This window comes from Serratia sp. PL7, from assembly GCF_945957435.1.
Genome location: NZ_CAMFLB010000001.1, coordinates 1986336 through 2004927, shown reverse-complemented (window position 1 = coordinate 2004927; position 18592 = coordinate 1986336). Strand labels below are relative to the sequence as shown.

General features: G+C 54.5%; 19 protein-coding genes and 1 tRNA gene. 8 read left to right on the top strand and 12 right to left on the bottom strand.

What is annotated here, in order from left to right; genetic code table 11:
• Positions 1 to 175: 175 nt before the first annotated feature.
• Complete coding sequence (gene fabA / locus N6G83_RS09745) at positions 176 to 694, bottom strand: bifunctional 3-hydroxydecanoyl-ACP dehydratase/trans-2-decenoyl-ACP isomerase (protein ID WP_004928144.1); 519 nt, start codon at positions 692 to 694, stop codon at positions 176 to 178.
• 68 nt (positions 695 to 762) lie between these two features.
• Entirely contained in the window at positions 763 to 2511 is a 1749-nt protein-coding gene (locus N6G83_RS09740) for a Lon protease family protein (RefSeq protein ID WP_025302309.1), read from the bottom strand.
• A gap of 210 nt (positions 2512 to 2721) precedes the next feature.
• Between N6G83_RS09740 and matP the strand changes: the two genes are divergently transcribed.
• The gene (gene matP / locus N6G83_RS09735; protein ID WP_004928138.1) at positions 2722 to 3180 is read left to right on the top strand and encodes a macrodomain Ter protein MatP; all 459 of its coding nucleotides are present in this window, start codon (positions 2722 to 2724) and stop codon (positions 3178 to 3180) included.
• Between the two features lie 105 nt (positions 3181 to 3285).
• Here matP and ompA read toward each other — a convergent pair whose 3' ends face one another.
• Together ompA and sulA are read right to left on the bottom strand one after the other, a co-directional pair.
• Complete coding sequence (ompA, locus tag N6G83_RS09730) at positions 3286 to 4365, bottom strand: porin OmpA (RefSeq protein WP_015377358.1); 1080 nt, start codon at positions 4363 to 4365, stop codon at positions 3286 to 3288.
• 356 nt (positions 4366 to 4721) lie between these two features.
• Positions 4722 to 5228, bottom strand: coding sequence for an SOS-induced cell division inhibitor SulA (gene sulA / locus N6G83_RS09725; protein WP_025302310.1), 507 nt, complete (start codon positions 5226 to 5228; stop codon positions 4722 to 4724).
• A 229-nt stretch (positions 5229 to 5457) separates the two neighbouring features.
• Between sulA and N6G83_RS09720 the strand changes: the two genes are divergently transcribed.
• Complete coding sequence (locus N6G83_RS09720; protein WP_025302311.1) at positions 5458 to 6114, top strand: TfoX/Sxy family DNA transformation protein; 657 nt, start codon at positions 5458 to 5460, stop codon at positions 6112 to 6114.
• Between the two features lie 4 nt (positions 6115 to 6118).
• Here N6G83_RS09720 and yccS read toward each other — a convergent pair whose 3' ends face one another.
• Together yccS and N6G83_RS09710 are read right to left on the bottom strand one after the other, a co-directional pair.
• Positions 6119 to 8254 (bottom strand): YccS family putative transporter, encoded by a 2136-nt coding sequence (yccS, locus tag N6G83_RS09715; RefSeq protein WP_049204262.1) that lies wholly within the window; start codon positions 8252 to 8254, stop codon positions 6119 to 6121.
• 25 nt (positions 8255 to 8279) lie between these two features.
• A complete protein-coding gene (locus tag N6G83_RS09710; RefSeq protein ID WP_089180747.1) occupies positions 8280 to 8732 on the bottom strand; it encodes a YccF domain-containing protein in 453 nt (150 codons plus the stop codon).
• A 166-nt stretch (positions 8733 to 8898) separates the two neighbouring features.
• Between N6G83_RS09710 and helD the strand changes: the two genes are divergently transcribed.
• Positions 8899 to 10953 (top strand): DNA helicase IV, encoded by a 2055-nt coding sequence (gene helD, locus N6G83_RS09705; protein ID WP_260515229.1) that lies wholly within the window; start codon positions 8899 to 8901, stop codon positions 10951 to 10953.
• Between the two features lie 33 nt (positions 10954 to 10986).
• On the opposite strand, the gene N6G83_RS09700 is transcribed toward helD, so the two are convergent.
• Both N6G83_RS09700 and N6G83_RS09695 read right to left on the bottom strand, forming a co-directional pair.
• Complete coding sequence (locus N6G83_RS09700) at positions 10987 to 11445, bottom strand: methylglyoxal synthase (protein WP_260515228.1); 459 nt, start codon at positions 11443 to 11445, stop codon at positions 10987 to 10989.
• A 123-nt stretch (positions 11446 to 11568) separates the two neighbouring features.
• Positions 11569 to 12234: a DUF2057 family protein gene (locus N6G83_RS09695; protein WP_025302315.1), complete on the bottom strand. Its 666-nt coding sequence runs from the start codon at positions 12232 to 12234 to the stop codon at positions 11569 to 11571.
• Between the two features lie 256 nt (positions 12235 to 12490).
• Here N6G83_RS09695 and N6G83_RS09690 point away from each other — a divergent pair, with 256 nt between their 5' ends.
• Positions 12491 to 12904 (top strand): CoA-binding protein, encoded by a 414-nt coding sequence (locus tag N6G83_RS09690; RefSeq protein ID WP_025302316.1) that lies wholly within the window; start codon positions 12491 to 12493, stop codon positions 12902 to 12904.
• Between the two features lie 60 nt (positions 12905 to 12964).
• Here N6G83_RS09690 and hspQ read toward each other — a convergent pair whose 3' ends face one another.
• The gene (hspQ, locus tag N6G83_RS09685) at positions 12965 to 13282 is read right to left on the bottom strand and encodes a heat shock protein HspQ (protein ID WP_004928104.1); all 318 of its coding nucleotides are present in this window, start codon (positions 13280 to 13282) and stop codon (positions 12965 to 12967) included.
• 60 nt (positions 13283 to 13342) lie between these two features.
• On the bottom strand, positions 13343 to 14527 hold the full coding sequence (rlmI, locus tag N6G83_RS09680) for a 23S rRNA (cytosine(1962)-C(5))-methyltransferase RlmI (RefSeq protein WP_197770821.1): 1185 nt from the start codon (positions 14525 to 14527) through the stop codon (positions 13343 to 13345).
• Positions 14528 to 14906: 379 nt separating this feature from the next.
• Here rlmI and N6G83_RS09675 point away from each other — a divergent pair, with 379 nt between their 5' ends.
• From N6G83_RS09675 to yccX, 3 genes are all read left to right on the top strand, one after another.
• Positions 14907 to 15287 (top strand): hypothetical protein, encoded by a 381-nt coding sequence (locus tag N6G83_RS09675; protein WP_260515225.1) that lies wholly within the window; start codon positions 14907 to 14909, stop codon positions 15285 to 15287.
• A gap of 365 nt (positions 15288 to 15652) precedes the next feature.
• Positions 15653 to 16615, top strand: a complete 963-nt coding sequence (locus N6G83_RS09670) for an acyltransferase family protein (RefSeq protein ID WP_260515224.1) — start codon at positions 15653 to 15655, stop codon at positions 16613 to 16615.
• Between the two features lie 158 nt (positions 16616 to 16773).
• Positions 16774 to 17052, top strand: coding sequence for an acylphosphatase (gene yccX, locus N6G83_RS09665; RefSeq protein ID WP_060432835.1), 279 nt, complete (start codon positions 16774 to 16776; stop codon positions 17050 to 17052).
• A gap of 34 nt (positions 17053 to 17086) precedes the next feature.
• Here the strand turns inward: yccX and tusE are convergent, their stop codons facing one another.
• Both tusE and yccA read right to left on the bottom strand, forming a co-directional pair.
• Positions 17087 to 17416: a sulfurtransferase TusE gene (gene tusE / locus N6G83_RS09660; protein ID WP_004928095.1), complete on the bottom strand. Its 330-nt coding sequence runs from the start codon at positions 17414 to 17416 to the stop codon at positions 17087 to 17089.
• Positions 17417 to 17527: 111 nt separating this feature from the next.
• Positions 17528 to 18187, bottom strand: a complete 660-nt coding sequence (gene yccA, locus N6G83_RS09655) for an FtsH protease modulator YccA (protein ID WP_004928091.1) — start codon at positions 18185 to 18187, stop codon at positions 17528 to 17530.
• A 228-nt stretch (positions 18188 to 18415) separates the two neighbouring features.
• Here yccA and N6G83_RS09650 point away from each other — a divergent pair.
• Positions 18416 to 18503: transfer RNA gene (locus N6G83_RS09650), tRNA-Ser, on the top strand.
• The last annotated feature ends 89 nt before the right edge of the window (positions 18504 to 18592 follow it).

The window sequence follows — 18592 nt, the reverse complement described above, 5'->3', positions numbered from 1 at the left end:
AGCATCAATGCCAACGTGATGAGATATTCCATAACGCCGACGGCGGCTAAAAGAAGATGCGGATAGTCTTTGAAAGCCGGGAAGGGTAAGAGAAAGAAATGCCATCACGTTTCGACGTGATGGCATGCGAAGAGCGTTAGAAGAGAAGGCAGTGGCCGCCTTCTCGCCAGCGTGATTAGAATGCGGTGGTATCTTTGAACAGGCCCACTTTCAGATCGGTGGCGGTATAGATCACTTCACCGTCAACCAGCACTTCGCCATCGGCGACACCCATGATCAGTTTGCGGGTAATGACGCGTTTGAAGTTAATACGATAGGTTACCTTCTTCGCGGTTGGCAGCACCTGGCCGGTGAACTTGACTTCACCGACGCCCAGCGCGCGGCCTTTGCCTTCGCCACCCAGCCAACCGAGGTAGAAACCGACCAGCTGCCACATCGCATCCAGGCCCAGGCAGCCAGGCATGACCGGATCGCCGATAAAGTGGCAACCGAAGAACCATAGGTCAGGATTAATATCCAGTTCCGCTTCCACATAACCTTTGTTGTGAGTCCCGCCGTCTTCGGTCATTTTGACCACGCGGTCCATCATCAACATGTTACCCGCCGGCAACGGTGGGCCACCGGCGCCGAACAGCTCGCCACGGCCGGATGCTTCGAGGTCTTCTTTCGTATAGGAATCGCGTTTATCTACCATGTTCTCAGTAAGCCTTATTTTAATGAAGGACGCAGGTTAGCTAACACGTGTACGCTGAACAAGTCCGATCAGCCGTGGTTGAACCAGTTGAGCCAGCGTAGCGGCCACGGACGGCGGCGTTCCTGCAGGCTCACCTGCGCAATCCGTTCCTGAATGGCCGCCAACAAATTCGGCTGTTGTTCGTCAGAGTAGAGGCAACCTGTGAGCAAAGGCAAGGCTTCCGCCGCGCTCTCTACCGCCCACAGATGGAATTGCCCTTCGCGTACCGCGTCGACGATATCCTGGCGCAAGCACAGGTGGCGCACGTTGGTTGCGGGCAAGACGACACCCTGTTTGCCCGTCAGGCCGCGGCGTAAACAAACCTCGAAGAAACCTTCGATCTTTTCGTTAACGCCACCTATCGGCTGTACGTTGCCAAATTGGTCGACGGAGCCGGTGACGGCGATCTGCTGGGTGATCGGTTGCTGTGACAGGGCGCTGATCAATGCGCACAGCTCAGCCAGCGAGGCGCTGTCACCGTCCACTTCACCATACGATTGCTCAAAGACGATGGAAGCGGAGAAGGGCAGTTGCTGATCAAGATCCAGTTCGGCGATCAGGAACGCCTGCATGATCATCATGCCTTTAGCATGCAGGTTGCCGCCCAGTTCGGCTTTGCGCTCGACGTCGGTGAACTCGCCGTCGCCGAGATGCACAACGCAACTGATGCGCGACGGTTCACCAAAGCTGCGTGGATGGCCCGGATAATCCAGGACTGACAGACCGTTGATCTGCCCGACCACTTCGCCCTCGGTCTCAATCAGGATCTGACCCAGCTCGATCTCATCCTGCATACGCTCGGCCAGATAGCTTTCACGCCATTCGCGGGCATTTAACGCCGCTTCAAGCGCTTTGGCCGTAATGCGGTCCTCTTCGGCATACAGTGCGGCTTCGGACAGTTGCTGGCCAAGCCAAACCGGCGAAAGTGGCAGGATGCCCTGGTCGCCACTGTAACGCACTGCCTGGACGAGCAGCGGCGGCCAGGCGTCGGTCGCCAGCATCGGCAACTGCTGGTCGGCAATCACGCCGTTGACGTAGCCGCACCACTGCGTCATATCATCAATTTCAGTCAGCTGCAGGTCGTCTTCGAATTCACCGTAGATCGCTTGTTCACTCAGCTCAGGCTCGATATCGTGAAAATCGGCCAGGCCGTGACGATCGCCGACCACAATCAGCCGAAGATCCAGCGGCATCGGTGGAATGGCTACCGGCAGCGGGCGGGTTTCGTCTGGCGAAACCCAATGGAACTCACGCTGGCCGATCATCTGCTTCAGCCGCAGCCACAGTAACGGCTGAGCAAGCAGCGCACGTGCCGACAGAATCAGAATGCCGCCGTTGGCCTGGTGCACCAGACCCGGCTGTAGGGTAATGTCGCCATTGTGGATCCGTACGCAGCCAAACAGCTGTTCCGGTTCAATCCACTCCTGGAACAGGCAAGCACCGCCGGCGGCGAAAGGTTCATCGCCACGGCTAGCCGGTTCTACGCTGACCTTGCCATCGTGAATGACATAGTGGCTGCCGCAGCATGCCGTGTTTTTCGGCAGCAGGGGTTTGACGGCGTTAGCAACCAGTTCCAGATACTCTCGCGTTTCTTGCGCTTTCAACAGCATGAAACGCGGTGGCGATTGAGGGTGGCAAAATAGCGTCAGGGCATTTTCCAGCCGAGGCTGAATGGCGGAAAAGGGCACGGGTGCCAACTGAGCGGCGGTATCAAATATCGCCTGATAAGGCGTTACGTCCGGCAATAAAGATTGCCATTCAAGTCGGTTATTGGTCAAAGTGTTAGATGCAATCGTTAAAAAGGGAAAGGGCGATTATACAAGAATAACGGCGGCTTGATACATGCGGAGTGCCAGTTGGCATCAGGGAGTTTGACATCACGCGGTGACTGTGCAAAAAACAGTCTAAAAGATGGCTTAATTGCCGGGGAAATTCGGCGCAAAGCTGTTATGCTTATTTGAAGTTACGCGGTCACTGAAGAGCTCAAGATGAAATATCAGCAACTGGAAAATCTAGAGAGCGGTTGGAAATGGAAGTACCTGGTGAAGAAGCACCGGGAAGGGGAGCTTATTACCCGCTACATTGAAAACAGCGCTGCTCAGGAAGCGGTTAACGAGCTGCTGAAGCTGGAAAATGAGCCGGTAAAGGTACTTGCATGGATTGCCGCTCATATGAATCCGGAACTGGATAACCGGATGAAGCAAACAATCCGCGCCCGCCGCAAACGTCATTTTAACGCAGAACATCAGCATACGCGTAAAAAATCTATCGATCTGGAGTTTTTGGTTTGGCAACGATTAGCTGCCCTGGCGCGCCGCCGTGGCGTTACGCTTTCGGAAACCGTCGTGCAACTTATCGAAGACGCTGAACGCAAAGAAAAGTATGCAAACCAGATGTCATCGTTGAAAGAAGACTTGAAGGCGATTCTTGGCAAAGATCCCAAGTAAGTGCGTGAGAGCGCCTTTGTGGCGTTTGGCCTTGAAGGGTTGTGGCAACAACAATAGGACGAAAAAAAACCCCGCTAGGCGGGGTTTTTTATTAGGCGAGTAAACTTAGCCCTGAGGCTGAGTTACAACGTCTTTGATACCTTTAACTTCGATCTCTACGCGACGATCTGGTGCCAGGCAAGCGATCTGAGCTTTGGTAGCGCGGCCAGATTTGTAGCCACAGGTGTTGCCAGTAACTGCATCTGCTTCACCCATACCACGTGCAGAGATTTTGTCTGACGGGATGCCTTTGGAGACCAGGTAGTCAACAACGCTTTGTGCGCGCTGTTCGGACAGTTTCTGGTTGTACTGGTCAGAACCAACGGCGTCGGTGTAACCCAGAACAACTACAGAACCGTCTTTAGGATCCATGGAGCTCAGCTGGGTGTACAGCTGATCCAGAGCCTGCTGGCCTTCTGCTTTCAGAGTAGACTTGTTGAAGTTGAACAGCACGTCAGACTTCAGAGTGAAACGCTTGGTTTCAACAACTGGAGCTGGAGCTGGTGCTGGTGCTGGAGCAACTACGTCATCCTGACCGAAGCGGTAAGAAACGCCCAGGCTCAGCATGGTGTTGTCTGGACGTGCGCCAACGGTACCTGCGTCACCGATGTTGCTTACGAACTGGTAATCCAGGCGAGTAGCCCAGTTTTTGGTCAGTGCGTATTCAACACCAACAGCAGCCAGCGGAGAAACGCCGGTGTCGTGGTCGCTCAGGCGCTGGCCAGTACGGCCGTAGTTAGCTTTGGAGTCTGCACGCCATACCATACCACCCAGACGAGTGTAGATGTCCAGATCGTCAGCAATTGGGTAGCTCAGTTTAGCGGCCAGTTGAACGCCCTGCGCTTTGAAAGCACCGTTGTTCACGCTGCCTTTGTAAGGCATGCGGCCGAGCCAGTCATAGCCCAGCTCGAAGCCCAGGTATTGGTTTGCCTGGTAGCCCAGGAACGCGCCGGCACCCAGCTGATCTTTGTGGGTTGGGCCGTTGCCGATACCGTTCTGGTAACCGTTACCGTAGAAACCAGTGTCGTGGTACTGGGACCAGCCCAGTTTAGCACCGGTGTACCAGGTGTTATCTTTTGGAGCGGCTTGCGCTACGGTAGCGAAACCTGCCAGTGCCACTGCTAATGCGATAGCTGTCTTTTTCATTTTGCGCCTCGTTATCATCCAAATAGGCAATGAGCTTTAAAGCTGTTTAAGCCCTTGGTTAAATTCCTTCGCCAAGGTTTAAGCCCTCGTTTGTTACTCGCCAGTTTTTCTGACGTTATAGAGCAACCTTGGCGATGTAAAGTCTACAACGTGGCGCGAAAGTTACAAGTGTGATGTGATAAGGCTCTAAAAAAAAACGCGGAATCGTACATATTTGCTAACATTCTTTGCCTAAAAAAACGGCGATTCATCGAGCATTTTTGCTTGCCAAACCGCAGCCGGACTAGCTTTGTGCCTTCCCACGTAAAGGTTCCGCTTAGGGGGTGCGAAAATGATGGGAAAAATCCTAAATTTACTTAATGATACAAAGAAGAGTGAATTTTTAGGGTGGAACAGTGTCCGTGAGTCGGGTTAATGTCACGTTGAGGCCGCATGATAAACCCATAGGCATTACCCAATTCTGCCGCACGTCTTAATTTTAGACGATCCTCCTCCGTTAGCTCAGGCAACCAGCCGAGAACCACGCTGTAATTTCCCGTTTGCAGCGCTTTTTCCATTGCCTCGACCGTATTCACCGGGCTGATCTGGCTCAATTGCATCATCTTATCTACAGGCAGGCCGGATTGCTGCAGCCATTGTTTGCTTAATTTTTGCTGCGGCGTCAGCCACAGAAGCCAGCGAGACTGTTTGCCCAGTTGTTGCAGCAGGGGCAACAGCAATTGGGCCACTGCGGGCTGGCGCTCGTTGTAAACAAGTTCACTGATCAAGCCATTTTCTTTGCCGACATCTGTGTTCTTCGCAACATTGCGCGCTGTATAAGAGCCATGGCCGAAATGAGGTTGGTAGAGTGATTGAGTACGCATAAAGTTCCCGCCCGTCGTGTTACTGTATGTTTATACAGTATCCCTGATTTAGGATAAGATCAACCCAAATTTTCGTAGCGGCTCGCATAATTGCGATCATTTTTTGTACCGATGATTTTTGTGATTGGCAGGCGGGCGGATAGTGCGTATTTTTCTAATTAGTTGTTCACGTTACTTTTTTCATTGATGAGAGAAATAATACGGCCAGAACCTAAAAAGGAGGAACGCTATGAAAAGGATGTCGACGAGAAGAATCGCGCAGGCTAAAAATTGCTTTGCGGCGCTGGGAGCCATCACAACACGGTCACAGTTTGGTGGCTACGGCCTGCTGGCCGAGGGGGTAATGTTTGCGGTGATAGCGGACGGCGAGCTGTACTTGCGGGCTACGGCGAGCATGGAACCGGCCTTTCGTGCCAGAGGGATGGTCAATATGGTCTACTCCAAGCGTGGAGCGCCCATCACTTTGCGTTATTACTGGGTTGACGAGTCGCTGTGGCGGGAACGCAACGAGCTGGTGGGGCTGGCCTGGCAGGCTGTCAGGGAGGCGCGCCGGGAGCAGCGGCTTAAGGCTGGCGATCACGGCCGACTGAAGGCATTGCCGAATATTGACGTTAATATGGAACGTCTGCTGTGGCGAGCGGGCATTCGCAACGCTTATGACCTGCGGCTGCATGGCGCCAAACGCAGCTATCTCCGTTTATTGAAACAGCAGACTAATTTGGGGCTACGAGTGCTGCTGTCGCTGGGCGGGGCGATAGCCGGTTATCATCAGGCGGCGTTGCCGGCCGAATTACGCAGCGAGCTAGTGCGTTGGTTCGATCATACGATGGCGATGCGCCGCCATGGGCATGAGCCGGTTATTCAGGGCCCATCGAACGGGCCCTGAATAGTTAGGCTGCCTTATTGATTTGGGCATGCAGCGCGGTGAGCTCTGGCAGCAGCTCGAGCACCAATCCCACCTGCTGCAAGACCAATTGTTCTTTGCTTTCAGGTTCCGGAACGGCTTTGCTGATGCGCTCCGCCAGCTGTTCCAACGCCTGCGCAATGCGCTGGCTGTTCCGTTCTTCCTGATGCAAGGCGCCGTCCACGTAACACACGGCGTCATTGAGCAGATCGAGCGTGGCCGGGGTGTTCAGCCGCTCGCGGTGCGCCCCCAATGCGGAGATATAGCTCAGGAGCGTGTGGTTCAGACAGAGCAAGCGGAAGGCGGCTTCCTGCAGCGCTTTGTCGGCTTTGGGATCGGCGGACATGTTGGAGATGACCGAAGCCAGTTCGGCATCGCTGTTGTGGGCATCACGTCGCGCGATGCGGTAAGCGAGGCCGTTATCCTTACCCTGGTGGTATTGCACCAGAATGGCGTCCAGATAACGGCAGTTGGCATTCAGCGTTTTATCCACCACCGCCGGCAGTTGGCGGAACTTCCAGTCCGGCCAGATAAAGCTGACTGCCGCCCAGGCGATGGCACAGCCCAGCAAGGTATCGTAAACGCGCGGGGCTGCCACTTCGAATCCTTCGCCCAACAGGTTAAAACACAACAGCACCAGCAGCGTGATGAACATCGTCGCGTGGGCATATTGTACGGTGCGGAAAGCGAAGAACAGAACGCCGGTGATGACGATCAACACCAGTTGCCCTTCCAATGAAGGCACGAAATAGAGGATTGGCAGGCCGATCAGGATACCGGCCAGGGTACCGATGATGCGTAGCGCCAGGCGTCGGCGGGTAGCGTTGTAGTTCGGTTGACAGACGAACAGGCTGGTCAACAGGATCCAGTAACCGTGCTGCATACCCGTGAACTGGATGAAGGCGTAACCCACGCACAGTACCACCGACATGCGGATCGCGTGGCGGAACAGGGCCGACTGAGGCGTCAAATGGCGGCTGATGCGCAGCCGAATATCGCTCCAGCCGGTTAAGCGGTCGTCGGCCAGGCTGTTCTCTTCCGCTTGCCCGCTGGCCAGCGTCTGCTCTGATTCGATATTGGCCAGCTGCGCATCGATCGCATGCAGGTTTTTCAACAGATGCGCCAGCGCCTTGGTCTGCTCGTTATTGCCCTGGGTTTCGGCGATGCGCGCCAACGCCTCCTGAATGCGGCTGAAAGCCGGTTCAAAGCGCGGATTGTGCTGGTACTTTTGCCGCAGCAGGATCGATTGTGCCAATTGGCGGCAGGCGCGTGCCTGCATGCTCAGCAGACGCTGGAAGCGGAACAAAATGTCGCTGTGACGAAATTGCCGGCTGAGCGCGTGGTACTGAACGTGGGAAGAGCTGGCACGCTCGTGGATATCCTGCGCGACAAAATAGTAGTGCAAGGTGCGGCGGGTGCCGCGCTGGCCACGATCGCCTTTCAGGCGCGTCAGCAGCGAGGCTTTGGTTTGGTTAAGCAACGCGACCAAGGCGCTGTTGGCCATTGCGACATCCATCCATGGCAGGTCGGCGTCGCGTTCGGCGTCGGGATCGAACAGATTGGCTTTGGCATCCAGATAGTTGGCCAGTTGATCGTAACAGCGCGCCAGGTTCTCTTGCAGCGGCCGGATCGGGAACAGCAGGTGGCCTGCCAACGTCAGCAGGTTGTACCACAGCGCGCCGATCACCAGCAGCAGCGGTTGCTGATACCAGGCATCGTACATCGAGGTGCCGAGCATGGTGTAAACCGCGATCAGCAGCGCGCCGAAGGCGATGGTGGCGTAACGCTGCCCCAAGGCGCCGAGCAGGATAAAACCGCAGGTCGACGTGGTTAAGCCAAGGGCGAACAACCAGGGATAAGGGAACAGCAGCTCGATCGAGGCGGAGGCAACAAAGAAGCACACCAGCGTGATCAGCAGGTTGCGTAACCTGCCGGCCAGGCGGTCATCCAAATCGGTCAGTGCTGCCGCCACGACACCCAGCGTTAGCGGGATGGTCAGCTTGGGTATGCCCAGCCACCAGGGAACGGCGGTGGTGCCGATCAGAGCAATGAGGATGCGCAAGTGATACAGCAGGTTGCTGTTGTAGGTATAACGACGAACTGCGGGTGCAAAAGAGCGCACGAAAAACTCCTCAAACGGAGAAAAATTAACGCTGATGATAGTGGCGGCGAGCATTCTCAATACGGGCTTGCTGAGCCATTTCTACCGAGACGACGCGGCGCCCCACCGGCCACAGCGCGATGGCGGCTATTTTGAAATTGGCGATACCGACCGGAATGCCGATGATTGAAACGCATTGCACGATACCGGCGGCGATGTGTGACAGGCACAGCCACCAGCCGAACAGCACCAGCCAAATAATGTTGAGCAGCGAGCCGCCGGCGGAGAGTAGCGCATTGCTTTTTTCCGGATACAGTTCATCGACGTGCATCGCTTCGTTGCCGAACGGCACCAGCGACAGCTTGGTGATTTCCCAACAGGAGCGGGTAAGCGGCAGTGTGATGACAAGCAGCACGCTGAACACCGTAGCAATAAGCCAGCCTAGCGTGGTGAAGAAACCGCCCAACACAAAATTAAGAATATTCAGTACAGTACGCATAGACGTCATTCTGCTCTAATGATAGCCAAACCGCGATGCGGGCGTATTCACGATAAAAACGCAAAATCTATTCTACCCTTTTTTTAGCGCTAGAGTGCCACTGCTTATCGCAGGTAAACTGGCAGATATCCGTTATTTAATCTCAACATAGTCATGGCGCGACGATATGGAACTTAAAGCGACATCGCTGGGGAAACACCTGGCTCAGCACCCTTATAACCGCGTGCGGTTGCTGCACGCCGGCGTTGAGGTGAGCGGGGAAAAACATGAATACCTGATCCCCTTCAATCAACTGATTCAGGTCAGGTGCAAGCGCGGCATCGTCTGGGGCGAGCTGGAATTTGAATTGCCGGACGAAAAAGTGGTGCGGCTGCACGGCACCGAATGGCAGGAAACGCAACGTTTTTATCACTATCTGCAGCAGGCGTGGCAGCAGTGGAGCTCCGAAATGAGTGAGGTCAGTGCCGGCGTGTTGCAACAGCAGGTGGCACAGATTCAGCGCATAGAGCAGCAAGATAAATGGTTCAAAAAGTCTGAGCTGGGCAAGCTGCAACAGCAAATCCGTGAGGCTTTCTCCGCGTTGCCGATGCCGGTGACGCGTCTGGAGGAATTCGATAACTGCCGGGCCGATTACCAACTGTGTCTGCAATGGCTGCAGCAGGGGCTACACAGCGTCGAACAACGCAACCGGCAGTGGACCGATCGCATGCTGGAGCAACATCACGACTTCTTCCAGACAGTCGAAAGCTCACCGCTCAATGATTCCCAGAGTCGCGCGGTGGTCAACGGCGAGGATTCCGTTCTGGTATTGGCGGGGGCCGGCAGCGGCAAAACGTCGGTGCTGGTGGCGCGCGCCGGCTGGCTGCTGCGCCGTCAGGAGGCGCAGCCGGGCCAAATCTTGCTGTTGGCTTTCGGCCGCCAGGCCGCTGGCGAGATGAACGACCGCATCAAAGAACGTTTGGGTGATGTCGGCATTCAGGCCAAGACCTTCCATGCCTTGGCGCTGCAAATCATTCAACAAGGCAGCCGCAAGGCCCCGGCCATCAGCCGGTTGGAAACCGATGCCAAAGCGCGCAAAGAGCTGCTGATTACCCATTGGCGCCAACAGTGCGCGGAGAAGAAAGCGCAGGCCAAGGGGTGGCGTCAATGGTTGACCGAAGAGCTGGAATGGGAAGTGCCGGAAGGCGACTTCTGGCAGGATAAGCGCCTGGCGGATCGCCTGGCAAGCCGGTTGGAACGCTGGTTGGGGCTGATGCGCATGCACGGCGGCAGCCAGTCGGAAATGATTGAGCAGGCGGATGAAGACATCCGCGATCTGTTCTCAAAACGTATCCGGCTGATGGCGCCGCTGCTGAAAGCCTGGAAAAGCGCCTTGAAAGAGGAAGGGGCGGTGGACTTCTCCGGCCTTATCCATCAGGCGGTCAACATTCTCGACAAGGGGCGCTTCGTCAGCCCGTGGAAACATATTCTGGTCGACGAGTTTCAGGATATCTCACCGCAGCGTGCGCTGTTGCTGGCGGCATTGCGCCGACAGAACAAGCAGACCTGCCTGTTTGCGGTGGGGGATGACTGGCAGGCGATTTATCGCTTCAGCGGCGCAGAATTGACGTTAACCACGGCCTTTGCCACGAACTTCGGCGAAGGCGCGCAGTGCGCGCTGGATACCACCTATCGCTTCAATGAACGTATCGGCGAGGTGGCCAACCGGTTCGTGCAGCAAAACCCGCACCAGCTGAAAAAACCGCTCAACAGCTTGAGCAAGGGCAATAAAAAGTCGGTGGCGATCCTGCCGCACGAGCAGCTGGAGCCCTTGCTGGATAAACTGAGCGGCTACGCCAAGCCGGATGAGCGCATCCTGGTGCTGGCGCGTTACCATCATCTGAAACCGGAAGCGCTGGCGAAGGCGGGCACCCGCTGGCCCAAGCTGGATCTGGAGTTTATGACCATCCACGCCAGTAAAGGGCAGCAGGCGGAATACGTCATCATTGCCGGTTTACATGAGGGGCGTGACGGCTTCCCCGCCGTGGCGCGCGAGTCGGTGTTGGAAGAGGTGCTACTGCCGCAGCCGGAGGATTTCCCGGATGCCGAAGAGCGCCGTCTATTGTATGTCGCGTTGACGCGCGCCAAACATCAGGTATGGCTGTTGCAGGATCGTGAACGCCCTTCGGTGTTCGTCGAACACCTGCAGGATCTTGGCGTACCGGTGCAGAAAAAACCGTAGGCATCAGGCCTGGCGCCAGCCAGGCCGTGAGGATTATTTCAGGCGGTCTTGCAGGTAGCGCTGATAGTCGGGGATGGCGATCTCCACCTCGTTTTTGAACTGCGGAGAGTCGATCAGAAAATCGGCGGTCGAGCGGTTGGTGGCCACCGGAATATTCCATACTGTCGCCAGCCGCAGTAGCGCCTTCACGTCCGGATCGTGCGGCACCGCGTTCAGCGGGTCCCAGAAGAAGATCAGCATGTCTATCTTGCCTTCCGCAATCAGTGCGCCAACCTGCTGATCGCCGCCCATCGGGCCACTCAGCATGCTGGTGACGGGAATGCCGCTGGCGCGCTGGATCAGATTACCGGTGGTGCCGGTGGCGTACAGCTGGTGCTGCGCCAGAATAGTCTTGTGGCTTTCTACCCACTCCAATAGGGCTTGTTTGCGGTGATCGTGCGCCACCAGCGCAATGTGTTTGCGCGCGGCGATAGTGCGGGTAGTCAATTCCATCTCGGTGTCCTTCGCTCATCGGGGGATGTGCGACAGATTACTGAAACTGTTTTTCACTGCCTAGCGTTTGCGCCTGAAAATGCGAAGAAAAGGCGCCTTTACGGGGAAAGACGCCGGAAGGGATCAGCGAATCGGTTGTTTATTGGCCCAGCGTAGAAAACGTTTCTGTGTTTCCTTGTCGGCCTGTTGGAACCAGTATTGCAACATCTGTTCCGACACGTTTTCACCTTTCAACGTTACCGTCGGGGCGTTCAGCGGCGCGCCGGCCAACGCGAGGGCTGAGGGATTGCCTGCGTTCGCCTGAACAAAGGCCGGAACGGAGGCCGGGCGGTTCTGGCGGTTGTAATCGGTCATCACCTTTTCCAAATCGGTATTGAAGGTGACGCTGTCGGGATGCAGCGCATCATGTCGGAACGGCAGGGCGTTGCCGTCTTTATCGACCACCAGATAATTCAACGTTCTGTCAAAGCGTTGCGCATCACGATCGTTCTCGATGCGCGGCAGTTCGATCGCCACTTGGCTAATCTTTTGCGTATTGAAGGTGGCAACCAGCGGCAGGGACGTATAGGCCTGTGTATGCTGGCCGGAACGTACGGTTTTGGTCACTTTAAACAGCAGCTGGTGCTGCCCGCCGTCCAGTTCAAGGCTGTCGGCGCCTTTTAACAACGAACCTGTCATTTTCTTGCCGTCGACCACCAGCAGGTCGATGTCCGGGGAGAGTTTCAGGGTCGTAGCCGCGGCAGGCATACTGATGCTGAGCAACGCCGCAACCACCAGACCAAATTTCATCATTATCTCCTTATAAAGTGACGTAGCTCTAAGTGTTGAACACGGCATAGGTTGTGTCAAAATTTTTCAATCGGGTATTTTGTTTACATTTTTACATATTTTATCGTGTTTAGACACGACCGTGCGCAGCTGAACCGCGACAGCCTCTGACCATAAGATTGCGGTGAAGTTTCCTTCGCATTAGCGTTTAACCGAGCGAATGCCGATCGGTTACACTCGAAATGGAAAGTGACGCAGTGATAAACGGGAGTTGAAGATGCAAGATCAAGAGATTGTTGAGCTGTTGCAGCAGGTGAAAACCATCGCGCTGGTGGGCGCCAGCGATAACCCGTCGCGGCCCAGCTATGGGGTGATGGCGTATCTGTTGGCGCAAGGGTATCAAGTGATCCCGGTCAGCCCAAAACTGGCGGGGCAGACGCTGCTGGGGCAGCCGGTTTATGCCACGCTGGCCGCTATCCCACAGCCGGTGGATATGGTTGATGTGTTTCGCAATTCGGAGGCGGCTTACGGCGTGGCGCAAGAGGCGATAGCGATCGGCGCCAAGGCGCTGTGGCTACAGATCGGCGTGATTAACGATCAGGCGGCGGAGCTGGCGCAACAGGCCGGGCTGCAGGTGGTGATGGATCGCTGCCCGAAAATCGAAATCCCGCGTTTAGGGCTGGAGCGCTAAATAAAAAAAGGGCCTGGCGCGATGCCGGGCCCTCTCGGGGTTTCTCAGGTCTTGGCGCGGTCAATTGCGCAAACGTGGCGCCTGTAACTGGTGACGGATGGATTCCGCCAGTTCATCCAGCGATGGTTGCTCGGGGTGCGCTTCCTGGGGCTCGCCATCCAGCTGCGCTTCCGCCAGATAGGTATGCACCGGTTGGCCTTCCTCGTCCTCCATCACCACGTGGTACCAAGGGGCGGAACGCAGTTCGTCGTTCGCCGCTATCTCGTCAGCTTTGGGTTGTTCTAAAGAGTATTCCGGGTCGATATCGATCACGACGCCCAAATACCCCAGCAGTTTATGCCTAACCTGTTGTCCGATACCGAATTTGCTGGCAATCATGATGACCTCCTGAGAAACAATGCCTTGCTCATATATGGGGGCAAGGCAGCGCATTTCAAGTTACATCACCCGACAAGCGAAGCCTTTCAGATACAGCCCCTCAGGATACGTGGCGATCACCGGGTGATCGGCAGCCTGGCGGAACTGTTCTATAAATTGTACATCACGTCCGGCATCTACAGCGGCATCGGCCAAAATTTTCTGGAACAGGTCGGTCGGCATCAGGCCGGAGCAGGAGAAGCTGAGCAGAATGCCGCCTGGATTCAGCAACTGCAGCGCCAGCATGTTGATGTCCTTGTAACCGCGGCAGGCGCTGGCCAGCTGATTCTTGTTCTCGACGAATTTAGGCGGATCCATGATGATCAGATCGAATTTTTCGCCTTGAGCGCGGTAGTTGCGCAGCAGTTGGAACACGTCATCACGAACGAACTCCGCCTTGTTCAGATCGAGCTTGTTGAGCTCGACGTTCTGTTTGGCGATGTCCAGCGCTGCCTGCGAGGTATCCACGCTGATCACCTGTGCGCAGCCGCCCATCAGAGCGGAAACGGCGAAGGCGCCGGTGTAGGAGAAGCAGTTCAGCACCCGGCGGCCGGCAGAGTAGTTCCGCGCCGCCAGGCGACTGTCGCGCTGGTCGAGGTAGAAACCGGTCTTGTGCCCTTGCTGAATGTCCACCAGCAGCTTCATGCCGTGCTCGGTGATAGGCAGCAGTTCCGGCGGCAGATCGCCCAGCACCGGGCCCTGCGCCAGCGGCAGGCCTTCTTTTTTACGCACCGCAACGTCGGAGCGATCGTAAATCGAACATTCCGGGTAGCAATGCTGCAGGGCGGAAAGCAGGGCCGGGCGCTGGTATTCGGCACCGGCGGACAGCAGCTGCAGCACCAGGAAATTCTGGAAGCGATCGATAGTGATGCCCGGCAGGCCGTCGGATTCGCCGGCGATCAGACGGTATCCGTCCAGACCGTCGCGCTGTGCGACCCAATCGCGCCAGCTTTGCGCTTGCTGCAGGCGGCGAATGAAGAAATCGATGTTAATCTCTTCATCCTGCTGGAAAGTCCAGACGCGTGCGCGGATCTGCGACTCGGGCGAATAGGCGCCGCGAGCCAGCCATTTGCCCTGGCTGTCGAGAATATCGATGGTTTCACCGGAGTGGGCTTTGCCCTCAACGCGTTGAACGGCACCGGAGAACACCCAAGGGTGACGGCGGAGTAAGGACTTTTCACGTCCTTTGGCGAGATATAAGCGCATGGTTAAACTACTTTTTATTCAATGGGTTAATTGGCTGGTTTAAAAAGTTGCCAAAATAAGTTCGTCATCATAGCTGAATCCTACGGTGTTCACTACCGAGTTGGTGCGGATTGTATCGCGTTATCTCTGCTGGCGTCACACCGAAGAGAGAGAAAGTGCAGTCTTTAAACGGAAGAAATGGCGACTTAAATAGGTGTATTATAGCGAGGAAGAGATGAAAGCACGTCGAACAGCGTGCGAAGGCGCCTCGTTATCTGTAGACGTCGGTATTCGACAGGGGCGTTAAGCTTTATAGTAAATAAGGCTGAGAGTGATGTTTTTATTTTAATTAATAGTGTTGTTGACTGTTTGCACAATATAAGTTGAAGGGAGTTCACCAGTGAGGTTGTTTTTATTTTTAATTTTTTTGATGTCGGCTAACACAGTATTAGCTAATGAGTGGGTTTTTAGTGAGAATGAAAATGCTATAAGTGATGGGATATTAAAGGTTTCTATTCAGGCTGGGCATTATAAGATTTCATTCCCACCCACAGCGAACCCAAATTCAGGTGCAGTGTCGATCAACGGTGAGCGGTTTTACGGCAACCGTTCTTTTGGCTTCGATGGTGAACAAGCGGACAGAGTGATTGAGATGCTCTTAAAGGTAAAGAGTGCTCAGATTGAATATGATGATCGTTATAAAACGAAGGTCGTTCGCAAGTCGGTTGATTTTTCTAACATTACAACGTCGCTCGATAAATTGAAAAATAAAAGCCATTAACGTTTCTTCCATCCTTGACGATAGAGCAGACGGCTTTACTCGACATCGAGATAGCGCGGTTGTCTGGCAGCTCGACGTCATGTTTGAACAACGACACCGGGTCGCTTTGTTTTGAGCAAGCAGAGCCTATCATTCAAGAGGGGTAATTTGTTAATTAATTGATTATTATAGTTTTTATTATCGTAGTAATTGACTTCAGACTGTCGTTTGCCTCACGGAGGAAAGCCTATCCTCCGGGCGATGGGTTTGTAAGTTTTTTGTAAGTTTTTTGTGATTTTTAGGTTTTTTCGCATTGACAAAAATCTTAACTTAATCTGTTATTGAGCACCTGATGTTTATTATTTAGATGTTAGGATTTTTCTTAAATGACTAAAGAAAGAAGCTTATCGTTTGATTTTTTGAAAGGGTTGCTTATCTTGCTCGTCATCGTGGGACATGTATTGCCTGGCAGTGCTGATGTTGGATTACGTGGGGCAATATATTATTTCCACATGCCGCTTTTTCTCGGGGTGACGGGCTACTTTGTTCGGCGTCATTTTATTGATGGCGGCGTGATTAGCGTGCTGAAAAAGTATCAGTGGCGCATGATTATCCCTTATTTTTTTGCGTTCATTGTTTACAGTGTTTATTCTCTTTACTCCTCAGAAGAAGTAGGTTTAAAGCAACTCATCGGTCTGTTTCTCTACCCCTACTATCATCTTTGGTATATCCCAGCAGTGGTCATATTTGTGCTATATACTATGGTCATTTACAAGAGTAATTTCTTACTCGGTTTCTTTCTGTTCACTTCCGCCGTATTGTCTATTGTCTGGTACTGTTACGCCGACACGCTGGAAAACCAATATGCCTGGCTGAAATTCATTGGTGATAAGCGTTTCTATTATTACTACTCCTTCTTTTTATTAGGTTTCCTGGTCGGGGATAAGAATTTTTACGGTAACCCGCTGGCGTTGTTCGCTATCGCGTTATCTGTAGGCATATTGGGGTACTATGAACCGAACGGGACACTGCTGGATGCCGCCTCATGGTTTGTATTTAATGCTGCACTATTGTTATTGATGGTGAGTTTGTGTAAGCGTCTGAAGCTGAGAGATGAGGGCTTTGTGGTCAAAGTGGGGCAGGTATCTCTGCCTATTTATCTTTGGCATGTGTTGCCCATTTTGCTTGTCGGAGCAATGGTCGCTAAGGATTCGTTAGGTTTTTATCTCGGCGTAACGGCCATTATTTTCGCTCTTGTCATCATATTTATCCGCTTACGTGGCAAAAGCAGATTTATCGACTCTTTCTTTTACGGGGAAAGGGCCAATTGGCCACCGACTGAAAAATAGAAGGTCTATCCTGGCCGAGGGGACTCGGCTGTCTGCTTTTTATGCAGGCCTCTATTAGACAGATTGTTGTTCTCCGCTCGCTTGTCTCTTTATCCTTTGTATTGAGTTTCTATACTCAATACACCTTTATTCTTTAGAGAAGATAACAGGGGGCGATTATGACACAAGTTTGCATTGCTGCGTATGTGTATGGCGTGGTGCAGGGGGTGGGGTTTCGCTATTCCACTCAGCGGCAGGCCGAGGCGTTGGGGGTGGCCGGCTATGCGCGCAACCTTGATGACGGCAGTGTCCAGGTGGTGGCCTGCGGCACACAGGCGCAGGTGGATAGGCTGGTGGAGTGGTTGAAACAGGGCGGCCCGCGCAGCGCGCGCGTCGAACGCGTGCTGGTGGAGCCGCAGGGCGTGGCTGACTACGATGGGTTCGGCATTCGCTATTAAACGCTCGCCTGCAGCGGCGCTGCGGGCGGTGCGGTCAGATGCATTTTACCGGTTTGGGCAACCCGGCGATCTTGGTGGCTTGTTTGGCCGGTCCTTTCGGGAACAGGCGATACAGATAGCGGCTGTTGCCTTTTTCTTCGCCATATTTCTGTGCCATCGCTTTGACCAGCATGCGAATAGCCGGTGAGGTATTAAATTCCTGATAGAAGTCGCGCACGAAGCGCACCACTTCCCAGTGTGCTTCGGTGAGCACGATCTCTTCCTGCGCGGCCAGCAGCGGCGCCAGGCCTTCATGCCAGTCGGCGCTGTTTTTCAGATAGCCCTGCGCGTCAGTGTCAATAACCTGACCTTCAAACTCCAACATACTGCCTCGATAACGGATAATTCGGAACGGCCGCCAGTTTAGCAAATTTTTTCAGCCGCAAAAAACAAAGCCCCGCCGGAGCGGGGCCTGGAAGGCAGGTGTAACACGCGATCAGTTGCTGCGGGCGAAGCCCAGAATGCTCAACAGGCTGATGAACATGTTGTAGAGCGACACGTACAGGCTAACGGTGGCGCGAATGTAATTGGTCTCGCCGCCATGAATGATGTTGCTGGTTTCCCACAGGATCGCGCCGGCGGAGAACAGGATGAACAGCGCGCTGATAGCCAGGTGCAGGGCAGGGATCTGCAGGAACAGGTTGGCGATCACCGCCACCAGCAGCACCACAAAACCGGCCATCATCATGCCAGACAGGAACGACATGTCTTTACGGGTGGTCAGCACATACGCCGAGCAGCAGAAGAACACCGCTGCGGTGCCGCCCAGTGCCAGCATGATCAGGTCGCCCGCGCCGGCGTTCAGGAACGAGCTGAGGATTGGGCCGAGGGCATATCCCATGAAACCGGTCAGCGCGAACGCCGCCAAGATGCCCGCTGGGCTGTTGGCCAGTTTATGGGTCAGGAACATCAGGCCGTAGAAGCCAACCAGCATCAGCAGCAAGCCCGGCGCCGGCAGCCCCAGCATCGTGCTGGCGGTGGCGGTCAGGGCTGAGAAGGCCAGGGTCAGGGATAACAGGAAATAGGTGTTGCGCAGGACTTTATGCGTGCTGAGCAGCGAGTCGCGCGAAGAAGATGAGACGACAATGCGGTCCATAATGCTCTCTCTTATCAAGCCATCACAAAATAATCCCGATAATAGGCAGCGCAAGCGGTTGATTAAAGTTTGTTTACCAATCTTTACCCTTAGTTATCATTACGGCAACAGCGGGGATGCGGACGCGTGTTTGTTCGCCGTTTGCCGCGCCTTCGCTGATTTTTCGCGCGGTTGAACGCACCCGGGCTTTACAAGCGAATAAGGTCTGTTTATAGTGCGCGTCGTTGCGGAGGGGTGGCCGAGTGGCTGAAGGCAACGGTCTTGAAAACCGTCGACGGGAAACCGTTCCAGAGTTCGAATCTCTGCTCCTCCGCCATACATTCTGACCCCGTGCTCTCTGAGCACGGGGTTTTTTGCTTTTGCGTGCGGAGAAAACGGCAAGCCTTTCCAGGAAACGCGATCGGC

What these genes read in the sequence shown, in the direction of transcription:
- helD (WP_260515229.1), top strand. Translation starts at nt 8,899, where the DNA reads ATGGAACTTAAAGCGACATCGCTGGGGAAACACCTGGCTCAGCACCCT.
- sulA (WP_025302310.1), bottom strand. Translation starts at nt 5,228, where the DNA reads ATGCGTACTCAATCACTCTACCAACCTCATTTCGGCCATGGCTCTTAT.
- N6G83_RS09710 (WP_089180747.1), bottom strand. Translation starts at nt 8,732, where the DNA reads ATGCGTACTGTACTGAATATTCTTAATTTTGTGTTGGGCGGTTTCTTC.
- N6G83_RS09700 (WP_260515228.1), bottom strand. Translation starts at nt 11,445, where the DNA reads ATGGAATTGACTACCCGCACTATCGCCGCGCGCAAACACATTGCGCTG.
- ompA (WP_015377358.1), bottom strand. Translation starts at nt 4,365, where the DNA reads ATGAAAAAGACAGCTATCGCATTAGCAGTGGCACTGGCAGGTTTCGCT.
- rlmI (WP_197770821.1), bottom strand. Translation starts at nt 14,527, where the DNA reads ATGCGCTTATATCTCGCCAAAGGACGTGAAAAGTCCTTACTCCGCCGT.
- yccA (WP_004928091.1), bottom strand. Translation starts at nt 18,187, where the DNA reads ATGGACCGCATTGTCGTCTCATCTTCTTCGCGCGACTCGCTGCTCAGC.
- N6G83_RS09695 (WP_025302315.1), bottom strand. Translation starts at nt 12,234, where the DNA reads ATGAAATTTGGTCTGGTGGTTGCGGCGTTGCTCAGCATCAGTATGCCT.
- fabA (WP_004928144.1), bottom strand. Translation starts at nt 694, where the DNA reads ATGGTAGATAAACGCGATTCCTATACGAAAGAAGACCTCGAAGCATCC.
- yccX (WP_060432835.1), top strand. Translation starts at nt 16,774, where the DNA reads ATGACACAAGTTTGCATTGCTGCGTATGTGTATGGCGTGGTGCAGGGG.
- N6G83_RS09720 (WP_025302311.1), top strand. Translation starts at nt 5,458, where the DNA reads ATGAAAAGGATGTCGACGAGAAGAATCGCGCAGGCTAAAAATTGCTTT.
- hspQ (WP_004928104.1), bottom strand. Translation starts at nt 13,282, where the DNA reads ATGATTGCCAGCAAATTCGGTATCGGACAACAGGTTAGGCATAAACTG.
- N6G83_RS09690 (WP_025302316.1), top strand. Translation starts at nt 12,491, where the DNA reads ATGCAAGATCAAGAGATTGTTGAGCTGTTGCAGCAGGTGAAAACCATC.
- N6G83_RS09670 (WP_260515224.1), top strand. Translation starts at nt 15,653, where the DNA reads ATGACTAAAGAAAGAAGCTTATCGTTTGATTTTTTGAAAGGGTTGCTT.
- tusE (WP_004928095.1), bottom strand. Translation starts at nt 17,416, where the DNA reads ATGTTGGAGTTTGAAGGTCAGGTTATTGACACTGACGCGCAGGGCTAT.
- matP (WP_004928138.1), top strand. Translation starts at nt 2,722, where the DNA reads ATGAAATATCAGCAACTGGAAAATCTAGAGAGCGGTTGGAAATGGAAG.